The following is a 14280-nucleotide window of genomic DNA, read 5'->3' as shown; positions in this document are numbered from 1 at the left end:
CGCATCCGTACCTTGACAACTCCACAGAGTGAAACACCCACGCCACCAACCGGTGTCGCGTACCCGACGGCCGCCCCCCGACCTCACCAGGTCGGCGCGGAGCGCGGTACGCGACACCGGACGGTGGCGGTGAGATCGATCGTCAGACCGATACCGTCATCGGCCGGATGCCGCCATCGTCCATCCGGCCGCTGCCGTGCGCTGCGCCCAGAACTCGGCGTAGCGGCCTCCGCGAGCGAGCAACTCGTGGTGGCGGCCGATGTCGACGACGCGACCGGTGTCGTCGAGCACCACGATCTGGTCGGCTGCCACGACCGTCGACAGTTTGTGCGCGATGACGACGACGGTGCTGTTGTCGGCCAGTGCTCGGATCGACGCCGCGACATGTGCTTCGTTTTCCGGATCGAGGGCGCTCGTGGCCTCATCGAACAACACGATGGGCGCGTTCTTCAGCAGTGCTCGCGCGATGGAAACACGCTGCCGTTCACCGCCGGAGAGTGCTGACCCGGCTTCGCCGACACGCGTGTTCCAGCCCTCGGGTAGTCGCTCGACGATCTGGGTCACACCGGCGATCTCGGCCGCAGCAGCTATCTCGGCGTCGGTGGCTTCCGGCCGGCCGATCCGGATGTTCTCGCGCAGTGAGTCGTCGAAGAGATAGACGTCCTGGAACACCTGCGAAAGCTGCCCCATCAGAGTGACGGTGTCCTGGTCGCGAACGTCGACGCCGCCGACGCGGACCCCACCATCGGTCACGTCGTAGAAGCGTGCGATCAGCCGGAAGATCGTCGTCTTGCCCGATCCGGATGGCCCCACCAGGGCGGTCATCGTGCCCGGCCGGGCCACGAAGGACACGTCCCGCAGTACCGGAGAACTGTCATCGTAGGCGAAGGCGACGCTGTCGAGTTCGATACTGCCGTGGTCGGTGAGTTCCTTCGGCCGGTCCGGTGCCGGCATTCGTTCGGTGTCGAGAACGCCGGTGATGCGGTTGATCTCGTCGGTCGACATCCGAAGCGTCGAGCCCAACTCCGCGAGTTCACCGATGGGACCGAAGAATCGGGCGGCAAGGCCGAAGATCGCGATCAGCAGAGCAGGCTCGATCCGGTCAGTCACCGCCAGCCAGGCGCCGAAGGCGAGAACCGCGGAGAAGACGATCTGAACCGACAACCCGTTCAACAGAATCCCCAGCACCGACCGCCACATCATCGCCTTACCGATCCGAGCCTGCTGTGCCAACGACTCGGACAGCGGCACATGATGGGAACCGGCATCACCGAACGCCCGCAACACCGCCTGGCACCGGGCGAACTCCAGAACCCGGTTGTTGACGTCGACGGTCGCCCCGCGCTTGGTGTTCTCCGCATCCGCGAGCATCGCGCTCGATGCCCGCCCGACCAGGGCCAGAAGTAGAGCCCCGGCGATCATCAGCACACCGATGCGCCAGTCGAAGAAGCACAGGCCGATCACCACGACCACCGAACTGACGGTGTTCGCAACGACCGGAGTGATGAAGTGGGCGCCGGTACTGCCGACGAACATCGTTCCCTTGACGGCGATCTGGGAGACATCGCCGACACGGTCCCGGGTGAACCAGCCGAGCGGCAGGGTGACCATGTGGTCGCCGAGCCGGTGATGCAGCATCCGCATGCTGTAGACGGCCATTCGCATTCCCTGCATGGCCTGGATGTAGCAGGCACACGCGCCGACGGCGACAAGGACGGCGAGCGGCCACAGCCACGCAGCCGCGGCATCGATGTCACCGTCGAGGAGGTGACGGACGAACGGCACGAGGGTCAGCATCGCGAGTCCCTGGGCGGTTCCGTAGACGACCACCCAGAACAGGAAGACCGTGAGCCGGGAACGCTCCGGCCCGAGGATCGTGTAGAAGCCGCGGATCATCGTCGGGCCTCCTGTCGCGCGATCTCTTCGTCTTGTCGGCTGGTGCCCGCCTGATAGCTCGCCCACATCGCGGCGTACACGCCGCCCGCCGACACGAGGTCGGCGTGCGTCCCCTGCCCAACGACACGGCCACCATCGAGGACGACGATGTTGTCGGCGTGCGTGATCGTGCCCAGGCGGTGTGCGATGACGAGGACGGTCCGACCGGCCACCAATGTCGAGATCGCCTCTTGGATCTGGGCTTCGGATTCCGGATCGGCGAATGCGGTGGCCTCGTCGAGGACCAGGATCGGTGTGTCGGCAAGGAGTGCCCGAGCTATCGAGACCCGCTGCTCCTCGCCCCCGGAGAAGTGGGCCCCGACACCCACGATGGTGTCGTATCCGTTGGGCAGTTCGAGGATGCGGTCGTGGATGTTGGCGGCACGGGCTGCGGCGAACACGTCGTCGTCGGTCGCGTCCGGACGCCCGAGGCGGATGTTGTCGGCCACCGACGTCGACAACAGTTGGACGTCCTGCAGCACGAAGCCGACGTGCCGATAGAGCTCCGAGGAGGCTATCTCACGCACGTCGACCCCACCGATTCTCACCGACCCCGAATCGGGATCGCCGAACCGCGGCAGCAGTGTTGCCAGAGTCGACTTCCCACTTCCGGAGGGTCCGACGAGGGCGGTGAGACTGCCGGCAGGGAGTCGGAGGCTGACACCGTCGAGAGCCTTGACGCCCGCCGACACCCCCAGTCGCGGCGGGTACGTGAAGTCGACGTCCTCGATGACGACATCGTGGCCCACCGGCGACTTCGGGCTGTCGGTCGTCGGAAGCTCCGGCTCACCGAGCAGGTCCACGATCCGTTGGGCCGCACCAGAAGCCTGCTGGCGCGTGTGCACGGCCATCGACACCGTCAGCAGTGCTGTCGGCAGCACCATCGCGATCAGGGTCGAGCCGACGAGTTCGATCGGCTCCACCCATCCGCTGTCGACGAACCAATAGCCGCCGGCGAGATTGACGAGCAAGATCAGTGGGGCGGAGAGGAAGATCGATGAGACCGCCTCCAAGCGGAGCATCGGACCGATGTACCCGGAGAAGTCGTCGTTGAACTCGTCGGCGGCGTCGACGAATCGTCGATGCGCCTTGCCCACCTGACCGAATGTCTTCACCACGGAGACACCCGCGATGAACTCGACGATCGTCGCGCTGATCTTCGCCACACCCGCATCCATCCGGGCCATCTGCGCGGTCATGTCCCGCGCCATCCACGCGTAGGCGAGCGCGTACAGCGGCAAGGTGGCGATCGCGAGCAGACCCAGTCGCCAGTCCAGGACAAAGCAGTATGCGAGTGCGAACAACGGGGTGACGGCGGCCGCGGTGGCCTCGACGTTGGCGTGCGCGACGAGGTAGTGGAGTTCGGCGACGTCGCTCTGCACGGATTTCCGTACCGCTCCCGAACTCGTACGACTGAACCATCCGAGCGGCAGACGGCCCAGTTTGTCCGCGATCCGGACCCGTAGCTGCGCCTGAAGATCGAGATCCGCGAAGTGAGTCACCGTCAGCGCCAGGAAACCGAACAGTGCGCGGGCCGCAAGTCCGACACCAACGATCAGCACGATCAGCCACACCCGGCCGGAATCGACGGGACCCGGCGCGAGCAGGGTGCGACCGATTTCGACGATGCCGATGAACGGGACCACCGTCGCCGCCGACGCCAGCAGCTGGATGGCCTGCCCCAGCAGCGTGCGGGTCCGAACCGGCTCGAGCAGTTCGCGCAACGCCGCGGCTTTGGCTTTGGCCTCCGCGCGTACATCAGGTTCGGCGTCGTCGGCCGGCGGGTCAGCGACGTGCGTCGCCCGCGCGCCGTCCTCGAGCTCTGCACCAAGTGTCACGTGCGTACGATATCGGCGCCGAGACACCGCTAGCAAGGGTTACCTAAGTTTGAGCCCGTTCGGACGACATCGCACCGATGCGTCGACGCGACCGACAACGGTCAGCGCGGCAAGATACCGTCGAGAACGATCGAAAGATACTGTTGCGCAATGTCGTCGGCCGACAGGGAACCGCCCGGCCGATACCAGCGCACCGCCACCCAGACCGTGTCACGCAGGAATCGGTAGGCCAATTCGACATCGAGGTCGGCGCGGAACTCGCCGTCGTCGACCCCACGCCGCAGCACCGCGTGCCACAGCTGGCGGAACTCGGTGTTGAGCTCCCCGATGTAGGCGAAACGTTCTTGCGCGGCAAGGCGTTTGGCCTCGTCCTGGTAGATCGCGACGGCGTTGCGCTGCGCGTCGATCGACTCGAACGACGCGACGACCAGACGGCGAAGGGTCTCGGCCGCGCTCAGACCGGCTCCGGCGATCTCGCGGTACCGCGAGAACAGGTCGTCGAGGAAACCTCGCAGCAACTCGTCGACCATCGACTCCTTCGAGTCGAAGTGATGGTAGAGGCTGCCGGAGAGGATCCCGGCGGCGTCGGCGATGTCGCGGACCGTGGTCGACCGAAGGCCCTGCTCGGCGAACATCCGACCCGCGGTGGACAGCAGTTCGTCGCGCCTGGTGGAGCCGGGAACGGTGCTGCGTGGGGCCATGGGCCTACCCTAGCAAGCGCTTGGCCGGGTCCGCGGTGTGCGAACCCGGCCAAGCTGGGCGAACCCAGTGAGAGAAAACCGTCAGCGCTTCTTCTTCAGCTTCTTGATGGCCTTGTTGTTGAAGAACGCCCACATCTTCAGCTGACCGTTGGTCATCCGCTTGTCGCTTGCGGTGAACGGCGGCGACATCAACTCGGCCACCGACACCGGCAGCGTCGAGACGGTGACAGCGCGGGCATGGCTGAAGGTCTCGAAACCGAACCGGCCGTGGTAGTTGCCCATGCCGCTCTTACCGACACCGCCGAACGGCAGTTCCAGGCTGAACAGGTGGGTGGCGAAGTCGTTGGCGTTGATCGATCCGCTGCGGGTGCCGTCGGCGAGCTTCTTGAAGTTCTCGTTGTCGTCGCCGGACCAGTACATCGTCAGCGGGTGCGGATGGCTGCTGATGTGGCTGATCGCCTCCGACAGGTCGCGGTACGGGTAGACGGTCAGGACGGGACCGAAGACCTCGTCCTCCTCGACCTTCATGCCGGCCTTGACCCCGGTGAGCAGCGTCGGCGGGATCTTGCGGGTCTCGGCATCCGGCAGTGACTCGCCCGCCGGGATGACCTGGTGCTTGGTGGCGCCGAGCTGTTCGGCGTCCTCGATGAGTCCGACGATGCGGGTGAAGTTCTTCTCGTTGATCGTCGAGGTGTACTCGGTGTTCGAGCGGATGGTCGGGAACTTCTCTTTCCAGCGCGCGATCACCTTGTCGGTGAACTCACCGAGCTTCGCCTCGGGCACGAACACGTAGTCGGGGCACAGGCAGACCTGGCCGCCGTTGACCAGGCGCGCGTCGGCGATGAACTTGGCGGCCTTGTCGATGTCGGCATCGACATCGACCACGGCGGGATTCTTGCCGCCGAGTTCCAGGGTGACCGGCACGAGGTTCTTTGCCGCTTCCTGCGCCACGGACGATCCGACCTCGGGCGACCCGGTGAAGAACATGTGGTCGACCTTGAGCTTCGCGAAGTCCGACCCGGATCCGTGCTTGCTCGTGATGACCGCGAGCTCTTCGATCGAGAAGTAGTCGGGTGCGTGCTTGGCGATGACCTCGGTGGTCCGCGCGGTGACCGAAGACGGGCGCATCAACACGCGGTTGCCGGCCGCGAACGCCGATCCCGCGGGAACGAAGGTCAGGTTCAGCGGGAAATTCCAGGGCCCCATGATGCCGACGACACCGAGCGGGTCGTGGCGGAGACGCTGCTTGAAGCCGGCCAACCCCTGCCCCTTGGCGACGTTGACCTCCTTCATCCACTTCTCGGCGTGACGCCGCTGATGGGTGAGGTCGATCATGCAGCCGACGATGTCGGTGGCCATCGACAGCTCGCGAGGACGCGACCCGAAATCGGCCTCCAGCGCCTGCGCGATCTCCTCCGAGTTGTCGAGCAGCAGCGACGACAAGCGGGTGATCCGGTCGATACGGGTCTTCGCGTCCGGGATGCCGTCACGCAGGAAAGCGGCACGCTGGATCTCCAGCAGCTCGGTCATGGTGTGCGCTTCCGACGAGACACGGTCCCCGACCGCCGTCCGCAACTCTGCTGGTTTGGTCATTAGTGATCCTCCGAACGTTGCCAGTGCCTCGCACGAGCTCGTGAGACGAACTCGTACATCAGTTCCAGCCTAGTATGCGTCAGATCACAGCGTTCTGGCCACATGGGTTTTCAGATGCGGCCCCCGCCTCACCCCAGGCGCTCGATGATGGTGACGTTCGCCGTGCCGCCGCCCTCGCACATCGTCTGCAGGCCGTACCGGCCGCCGGTCCGTTCGAGTTCGTTGAGCAGGGTGGCGAACAGCTTGGCCCCGGTCGCGCCGAGCGGGTGACCGAGGGCGATCCCCCCGCCGTTGCGGTTGACCTTCGCCGGGTCGGCTCCGGTTTCCTTGAGCCACGCGAGTACGACGGACGCGAAGGCCTCGTTGATCTCGATCACGTCGATGTCGTCGATGCTCAGGCCGGTCTTCGCCAAGGCGTACGCGGTGGCCGGGATCGGCGCCGACAACATCATCACCGGGTCGTCGCCACGCACCGACATGTGGTGGATACGGGCCCGCGGGGTCAGGCCGTACTCCTCGAGGGCCTTCTCCGAGACCACCAGGGTGGCCGATGCGCCGTCGCAGATCTGCGATGACACGGCCGCGGTCAACCGAGATCCCTCGGCCAGCGGCTGCAGTCCGGCCATCTTCTCCATCGACGTCTCGCGCGGGCATTCGTCGACGACGCAGTCCCCGAGCGGCACGTTCTCGTTGTCGAACCGGCCCTCGGCGATCGCGGCACGAGCGCGTTCGTGTGACTGCAGCGCCCACCGCTCCATGTCCTCGCGCGAGATGTCCCATTTGTTGGCCATCATGTCGGCACCGTTGAACTGGGAGATGGCGGCGTCGCCGAAGCGTTCCCGCCACCCGGCGGATTCTGCGGTGGGAGTGGTGAATCCGAGTTCCTGCCCGGCGATCATGGCCTGCGAGATCGGGATGGCGCTCATGTTCTGCACACCGCCCGCGACGACGACATCCTGCGTCCCGCTCATGACGCCCTGCGCCGCGAAGTGGATGGCCTGCTGCGACGACCCGCACTGGCGGTCGACCGTCGTACCGGGAACAGCCAGCGGCAATCCCGCGGCAAGCCAGGCGGTGCGGGCGATGTTGCCGGCCTGCGGACCGATCGCATCGACACAGCCGAACACCACGTCGTCCACCACCTCGGGGTCGATACCCGTGCGATCGACCAGTGACTTGATGATGTGTGCCCCCAGGTCGGCGGGGTGGGTCTTGGCGAGCGACCCGTTGCGCTTGCCGACGGGCGTGCGGATGGCGTCGACGATGTAGGCCGTAGGTGTGGACGATGTCATGATCCGGACTCCGATTCTGTTTTCAGGCACGCTGGCTGGAGATCGAGACGACCTCGCCGGTGAGATAGGTGGTGTAGTCGCTGGCGAGCATGGCGATCGTGGCGGCGACCTCCCAGACCTCGGCGGCGCGGCCGTACGCTTCGCGCGAAGCCAGTTCGTCGAGCAGTTCGTCGCTGGTCACCTTCGCCAGGAACGGATGCTTGGCGATCGACGGCGCGATTGCGTTGATCCGCACGCCGAAGTCGGCCGCCTCGACCGCCGAGCATCGGGTCAACGCCATGACGCCGGCCTTCGCCGCGGCATAATGCGCCTGCCCACGCTGCGCTCGCCACCCCAGGACCGAGGCGTTGTTGACGATGACTCCCCCGTGCTCGACACCGCGGAAGTACCGAAGCGCGGCGCGGGTCGCGCGGAAGGTGCCGTTGAGGGTGATGTCGACGACCCGATCCCATTCGTCGTCGGTCATGTCGGCGACCGGCGTCTCGCCACCGAGGCCGGCGTTGTTCACCAGGACGTCGATTCGTCCGAGTTCGCTTGCGGCGGAGTCGATCAGGGCGTCGACATCGGCGGACTCCTGCACGTTGCACACGATCTGGCCGACCGTCTGGTCGGCGAACTCCGACGCGAGCGCGTCCCGGGCCTCACCGAGGCGGCGTTCGTGCCAGTCGCTGATCACGACGTCGGCGCCCTCGAGGAGGGCCCGGCGGGCGGTGGCGAAGCCGATGCCGGTCCCGGCGGCGGCGGTCACCACGACCTTGCGGCCGAGCAACAGGCCGTGCCCGGGCGTCTCCGCCGGTGGGTCGGACAGCGGTGAGCGCTGCTGGGAGATGGTCGATTCCGTCACTGTCGGGCCTCCCGGGGTAGGCCGAGCACCCGCTCGGCGATGATGTTGCGTTGCACCTCGTTCGAACCTCCGTAGATGGTGTCCGCGCGTGTGAACAGGAAGAGTCGTTGCCATTCGTCGAGTTCGACGTGGTCGGGGTCGGTGATGTCGTTGGCGACGCCTTCGACGGTGTGCGTGGGCCCGAGGAGTGACCGTGGGCCGACGATCGACATCGCCAGCTCACCGAGATCCCGATGCCAATTGGCCCACAACAACTTCGACACCGATGCCGCGCCGGCCTCGGAGACGATGTCGCCGGCGAGTGTGCGCTGGGCGTTGGCGCGCATGACCTTCAGTCCGATCCACGATCGGGTCAGACGGGTGGCGATCTCGGGGTTGTCCACCGCGCCGTTGGCCTGGGCGATGTCGACGAGTTCGCGCCATTCACGCTCGAAGCCGACCTGCTGGCCGAGTGTGGAGACACCCCGCTCGAACTGAAGCAGCCCCATCGCGACCTTCCAGCCCTCCCCCGGCTCGCCGACGATGAGGTCGGCGTCGGTGACCGCATCGTCGAAGAACACCTCGTTGAACTCCGAGGTCCCGGTGAGCTGCTGGATGGGCCGCACGCTGACGCCGGGCTGGTCGAGGGGCACCAACAGGAAGCTCAGGCCCTTGTGCCGCTGGGAGCCCTTCTCGGTGCGACAGATGACGAAACACCATTGCGCGACATGCGCGAGCGACGTCCACACCTTCTGCCCGTTGACGACCCATCGCTCACCGCTGTCGTCGAGTTGCGCGGTCGTGGACACCCCGGCGAGGTCGGAACCGGCGCCGGGCTCGGAGTACCCCTGGGCCCACAGTTCGGTCACGTCGACGATCCCGGGCAGGAACCGCTGCTTCTGCTCCTCGGTGCCGTACTCGATCAGGGTGGGGCCGAGGAGTTCCTCGCCGAGGTGATTGACCCGCGCGGGCGCGTTGGCCCGCGCGTACTCCTGATGGAAGATGATTCGCTGATCGAGCGTGGCGCCGCGGCCGCCGTAGCGGGTGGACCATCCGAGGCAGGTCCAGCCGGCGGCGGCGAGATGGCGATCCCAGGCGAGCCGGCCTTCGAAGAACTCGTGCTCACTGCCCGGACCGCCCCGTCCCTTCAGATCGGCGAACTCGCCGGTGAGGTTCTTCTCGAGCCACTCGCGTACCGCGACGGCGAACTGCTCGTCCGCGTCGGGCACGGATCTCGCCCATTCACCCAGGTCGACGGCCCGGTCGGCGAGGTTGATCGAGGTCATGACCGCTAGCATAACTCACCAAGCAAGTGCTAGGTTGGGGCGTATGGAGCCGATTGTGACGACTCCGGCTGCCCTGCGTCGGGCGGTGCGGACCTGGCCGGAGAAGATCGCCATCGTCGACGACCAATGGTCGTCCACGGACAGCCCTCACGTCGCGCTCACGTGGTCGGAGCTCTCCGCAGCGGTGGTCACCTTCGCCGGCGCACTCGTCGCCTCCGGTATTCAGCCGGGCGACCGCGTGGCCATCTGGTCCCCGAACAGCTACCACTGGCCGATCGCGGCGCTCGGCGTCCACCATGCCGGAGCGACGCTGGTGCCGCTCAACACCCGATACACCGCGGGTGAGGCGATCGAGATCATCGAACGCTCGGACGCCAAAACGGCGATCGTGTCCGGCGAGTTCCTCGGCAGCGATCACCTCGCCGAGCTGATGAGCGATCACCGCGAAACCATGCCCGACGTCGTCGTCGGGGTCACGCTCAACGAATCGTCGGTTGTGCCCGAAGGGGCGGTGTCCTGGGCGGACTTCCTCGACCGCGCCACCGATGAGTCGCGTCGTGAAGCCGAAAGCCGTGCGGACGCGGTGGCTCCCGACGACATCTCGGACATCCTGTTCACCTCCGGGACGACCGGCAAGTCGAAGGGCGTCCTGGCCGAGCACCACCAGACGGTCGCCGGCTCGCGCGCGTGGGGCGCCAACGGACAGTTGTCCGACGACGACCGGTATCTCATGGTGAACCCGTACTTCCACACGTTCGGCTACAAGGCGGGCATTCTGCCGTGCGTGTTGTTCGGGGTGACGATGATCCCGCTCGCGGTCTACTCGCCGACCGAGGCGATGAAGCTCGCCGAGAAGCAGCGCGCCACCGTGTTCCCCGGCGCGCCCACGATCTTCCAGACCATCCTCGACGACCCCGCCCGCAGCGGCCACGATCTGTCGTCGCTGCGACTGGTGGTGACCGGCGCGGCGATCGTGCCGGTCGTACTCGTCGAACGCCTGCAGCACGAACTCGGCGTGGACACGGTGATCACCGCCTACGGATTGACCGAGGCCAGCGGGTTCGTCTCCACCTGCACCCCGGACGACGACGACGAGACGGTCGCCAACACCTGTGGTCGTGCGTTCGACGGCATGGAGATCAGGCTGTCCGAGGAGGGCGAGGTGCTGGCGCGCGGCACGATGGTGATGCGCGGTTACCTCGACGACCCGGCCGCCACCAAGGAGACCATCGACGAGGACGGCTGGCTACACACCGGCGACATCGGCACCATCGACGAACGCGGCAACCTGAAGATCACCGATCGCCTCAAGGACATGTACATCTGCGGCGGATTCAACGTCTATCCGGCCGAGATCGAACAGGCCCTGGCCCGGCTCGACGGTGTCACCGAGTCGGCCGTGGTCGGCGTGTCCGACGAGCGTCTGGGTGAGGTCGGGCGGGCGTATCTGACGGTCCGCGACGGCAGCGACCTCGACGAGGCCGCCGTGATCGCCTACGCCAAGGAACATCTCGCGAACTTCAAGGTGCCCCGCTCGGTGGTGTTCGTCGACGCCTTCCCGCGCAACGCCGCCGGTAAGATACTGAAACGCGAACTCGCCTGACCCACTGTCGAACTCGCGCTCAGTTGCGCGGCTTGACCAGCGGGAACAGAATGGTCTCCCGGATGCCGAGACCCGTGAGCGCCATGAGCAGCCGGTCGATGCCCATGCCGGTTCCCGCGGTGGGCGGCATGCCGTATTCCATCGCGGTGAGGAACTCCTCGTCGAGGCGCATCGCCTCGTCGTCTCCTGCGGCGGCCAGCCTCGCCTGGTCGACGAATCGCTCGCGCTGGATCACCGGGTCGACGAGTTCGGAGTAGCCGGTGGCCAGCTCGAAACCGCGCACGTAGAGGTCCCACTTCTCCACGACGCCGGGCACCGAGCGGTGGGCACGGACCAACGGTGATGTCTCGACCGGGAAGTCGCGGATGAACACCGGCTGGTCGAGCTTCTCCCCGACCATGTGCTCCCACAGCTCTTCGACGATCTTGCCGTGGCCGTAGCCCTTGTCCTTCGGGATCTCCAGACCCACGCGTGCGGCGATCGACAGCAGTTCGTCGACGCTCGTCCCGGCATCGCCGCTGTCCGGGACGATCTCCTCCCCCAGCGCCTCCGACAGCGACGGGTACATCTGGAGCGACGTCCACTCACCGGACAGGTCGTATTCGGTTCCGTCGGCCATCACCGGTGTCAGCGTGCCCAGCGCACCCTGCGAAACCTCTTGCACGAGTTCACGTGTCATCACTGCGGCATCGTCGTAGGTGCCGTAGGCCTGATAGGTCTCGAGCATCGCGAACTCCGGCGAGTGCGTGGAGTCCGCACCCTCGTTGCGGAAGTTGCGATTGATCTCGAAGACCCGCTCGATGCCGCCGACGATGCAACGCTTGAGGAACAACTCCGGCGCGATCCGGAGGTAGAGATCGATGTCGAAGGCGTTGGAATGGGTCACGAACGGCCGCGCCGCCGCGCCACCGTGCAGCGTCTGCAGCATGGGCGTCTCGACTTCGAGAAAGTCACGTCGCGCCAACGCATTTCGCAGCTCCGAGATGACCGCGATGCGGGTCCGGGCGGTCTCGCGGGCCTCCGGACGCATGATGAGATCGACGTAGCGCTGCCGAACCCGGGTCTCCTCGTTCATCTCCTTGTGCGCGATCGGCAAGGGACGCAACGCCTTCGACGCCATCTCCCACATGTCGGCCATCACCGACAGCTCGCCGGTGCGGGAGCTGATGACCTGACCGTGCACGAAGACGATGTCACCGAGATCCACCTCGGCCTTCCATCGGGCGAGCGCGTCCTCGCCCACCCCGTTGAAGCTGATCATCGCCTGCAGCTGGGTGCCGTCGCCCTCCTGCAGCGTGGCGAAGCAGAGCTTGCCCTTGTTCCGCAGGAAGATGATCCGGCCCGCGACACCGACCACCTGTCCGGTCTCGGTCCCGGCCTCGAGATCGGGGAACGTGGTGCGGATCTCCGAGAGACTGTGGGTCCGAGCGATGGAGACCGGGTAGGCCTCGCGCCCCTCACTCAGGATCGCCTCGCGCTTCTCGCGACGGATCCGGAGCTGCTCCGGGGCGTTGTCGTCGGCGTCTGCGGGCGCGTTCTGCGTGGTCGGGGTGTTGCTCACGCCGGAAACCCTATCGGAACCGAACGTCCCGACCCTAGTCCGGTGGCTGGGCGGCAACTCGGCAACTCGGTCCGTGCTGACGCGGGTCGGATCGGGTGGAGCGAGTCGGTTCGGGTGGCGCGGGTCGTCGACTGCCCGCGGGAACAGGGACGACCCGCCGGACCGGAGACGACCCGCGCGCCAATGTCAGAACGGATATCGCTCGATGTCTGCCTGCATCGTCACCCACTGCAGGTCACAGAAGGTGTCCAGGTTCACCGACGACCCGAAGTACCCGCCGGTTCCGGACGCCTTCGTTCCGCCGAACGGCGCAACGGCCTCGTCGTCGACGGTCTGGTCGTTGATGTGGATCGCGCCCGACCGGATGCGGTCGGCCAGTTCGTAGGCACGCAGGGCGTTGCCGGTGAGGATCGACACCGACAACCCGAACTCCGACGAGTTGATGATGTCGATCGCCTCGTCGACGGTGTCGTAGGTGGCCACCGGCGCGACCGGTCCGAAGATCTCCTGTGTGAACGCGGGTGCGTCCGGTGAGACGTCGGCCAGGACGGTGGGCCGGTAGAACAGCTCGTCGTAGGTGCCGCCGGCCGCGAGTGTCGCACCGCCACGCACCGTCGACTGGACGATGTCGTCGACCCGCTCGAGCTGACCGCGGTCGATGATCGGGCCGAGCGCGTTGGCGGGGTCGGTGGGGTCACCGACCGGTATGGCGTCGGCCTTGTCGGCGAGCTTGCCGGTGTAGGACGCGGCGAGGTCGGACGGCAACAGGTGCCGCCCGGCGGTCATGCAGATCTGGCCCTGATGCAGGAACGAACCCCAGGCGCCCGCCGATGCCGCGGCGTCGAGGTCGGCGTCCGGGAGGACGAGCAGCGCATTGTTGCCGCCGAGTTCGAGGTGCACCTTCTTGAGCAGCGGGGCGGCTGCTTGGCCGATCTTGCGTCCAGCCGGGGTGGAGCCGGTGAACGAGATGCAGCCGATGTCGGGGTGGGTGACCAGCTCGGCTCCGACGTCGGCGCCGGCGGGCAGGACGTGCAGCAGGCCATCAGGGAGGCCCGCCTCGGCGAGGAGGTCGGCGAGTGCCAGGCCCCCGGAGATCGGGGTGCGCGGGTCGGGCTTGAGGATGACCGCGTTGCCGACGGCCAGTGCCGGCGCCACCGACCGCATCGACAGGATGGCTGGGAAGTTGAACGGGCTGATCACCCCCACGATGCCGATCGGCACGTATCGGCCGATGGACATGCGGGGCTTCATGCTGCGCAGCACCTGTCCGAACGGCTGCGACGCGAGACCGGCGGCCTCGGCCAGCTCGGAGGTGACCAGGCCGGCCTCGAATGCCGCCTTGCCCTGGCCGGAGCCGGATTCGGGGACGAGCCAGCGGGTCAGCCGGTCGGGGTCGGCGGCGAGCAGGGCCGACGCGCGGCTCATCACCGCCGCACGCTCGGTGTACGGGAGCGACGCCCACTCGCGTTGTGCGGCGGTCGCTTTGGTGACCGCGGCGCGCAGGTCGTCGATGTTCGCGCCGCCGACGGTGGCGATGCTGTGGCCGGTGGCGGGCGCGGTGACGTCGATGGTCCCGGCGCCGCCGTCGATCCAGCTGCCGTCGAAGATCTTGCCGTCCCAGGGAGTCGTCGTGGTGGTCATGTACCCG

General features: G+C 66.8%; 10 protein-coding genes. 1 reads left to right on the top strand and 9 read right to left on the bottom strand.

What is annotated here, in order from left to right; genetic code table 11:
• Positions 1-156 precede the first annotated feature (156 nt).
• The 7 genes from V1Y59_RS18965 to V1Y59_RS18935 all read right to left on the bottom strand — a co-directional run bounded on the left by V1Y59_RS18965 (position 157) and on the right by V1Y59_RS18935 (position 9468).
• Positions 157-1896 (bottom strand): ABC transporter ATP-binding protein, encoded by a 1740-nt coding sequence (locus V1Y59_RS18965; protein ID WP_330506530.1) that lies wholly within the window; start codon positions 1894-1896, stop codon positions 157-159.
• Positions 1893-3773 carry an ABC transporter ATP-binding protein gene (locus V1Y59_RS18960; RefSeq protein ID WP_431309226.1) on the bottom strand — a complete coding sequence of 627 codons (1881 nt, stop codon included), beginning with the start codon at positions 3771-3773 and terminating at the stop codon, positions 1893-1895. Before V1Y59_RS18960 ends, V1Y59_RS18965 begins: the two co-directional genes overlap by 4 nt.
• A gap of 101 nt (positions 3774-3874) precedes the next feature.
• A complete protein-coding gene (locus V1Y59_RS18955; RefSeq protein WP_330436204.1) occupies positions 3875-4474 on the bottom strand; it encodes a TetR/AcrR family transcriptional regulator in 600 nt (199 codons plus the stop codon).
• Between the two features lie 81 nt (positions 4475-4555).
• Positions 4556-6067, bottom strand: coding sequence for an aldehyde dehydrogenase family protein (locus V1Y59_RS18950; protein WP_330506529.1), 1512 nt, complete (start codon positions 6065-6067; stop codon positions 4556-4558).
• A 128-nt stretch (positions 6068-6195) separates the two neighbouring features.
• The gene (locus tag V1Y59_RS18945; RefSeq protein WP_330506527.1) at positions 6196-7359 is read right to left on the bottom strand and encodes an acetyl-CoA C-acetyltransferase; all 1164 of its coding nucleotides are present in this window, start codon (positions 7357-7359) and stop codon (positions 6196-6198) included.
• Positions 7360-7381: 22 nt separating this feature from the next.
• The gene (locus V1Y59_RS18940; protein ID WP_330506526.1) at positions 7382-8203 is read right to left on the bottom strand and encodes an SDR family oxidoreductase; all 822 of its coding nucleotides are present in this window, start codon (positions 8201-8203) and stop codon (positions 7382-7384) included.
• A complete protein-coding gene (locus tag V1Y59_RS18935) occupies positions 8200-9468 on the bottom strand; it encodes an acyl-CoA dehydrogenase family protein (RefSeq protein ID WP_330506525.1) in 1269 nt (422 codons plus the stop codon). Before V1Y59_RS18935 ends, V1Y59_RS18940 begins: the two co-directional genes overlap by 4 nt.
• A gap of 43 nt (positions 9469-9511) precedes the next feature.
• On the opposite strand from V1Y59_RS18935, the gene V1Y59_RS18930 reads away from it, so the two are divergent.
• On the top strand, positions 9512-11071 hold the full coding sequence (locus tag V1Y59_RS18930) for a FadD3 family acyl-CoA ligase (protein WP_330506524.1): 1560 nt from the start codon (positions 9512-9514) through the stop codon (positions 11069-11071).
• Positions 11072-11090: 19 nt separating this feature from the next.
• On the opposite strand, the gene lysS is transcribed toward V1Y59_RS18930, so the two are convergent.
• Positions 11091-12632: a lysine--tRNA ligase gene (gene lysS, locus V1Y59_RS18925; RefSeq protein WP_330506522.1), complete on the bottom strand. Its 1542-nt coding sequence runs from the start codon at positions 12630-12632 to the stop codon at positions 11091-11093.
• A gap of 186 nt (positions 12633-12818) precedes the next feature.
• Positions 12819-14273: an aldehyde dehydrogenase family protein gene (locus tag V1Y59_RS18920; RefSeq protein ID WP_330506520.1), complete on the bottom strand. Its 1455-nt coding sequence runs from the start codon at positions 14271-14273 to the stop codon at positions 12819-12821.
• Positions 14274-14280 lie beyond the last annotated feature (7 nt).

The sequence above is a fragment of the Gordonia prachuapensis genome (assembly GCF_036350515.1).
Taxonomy (GTDB): domain Bacteria; phylum Actinomycetota; class Actinomycetes; order Mycobacteriales; family Mycobacteriaceae; genus Gordonia; species Gordonia prachuapensis.
This window is presented reverse-complemented; position numbering and strand designations above follow the sequence as displayed.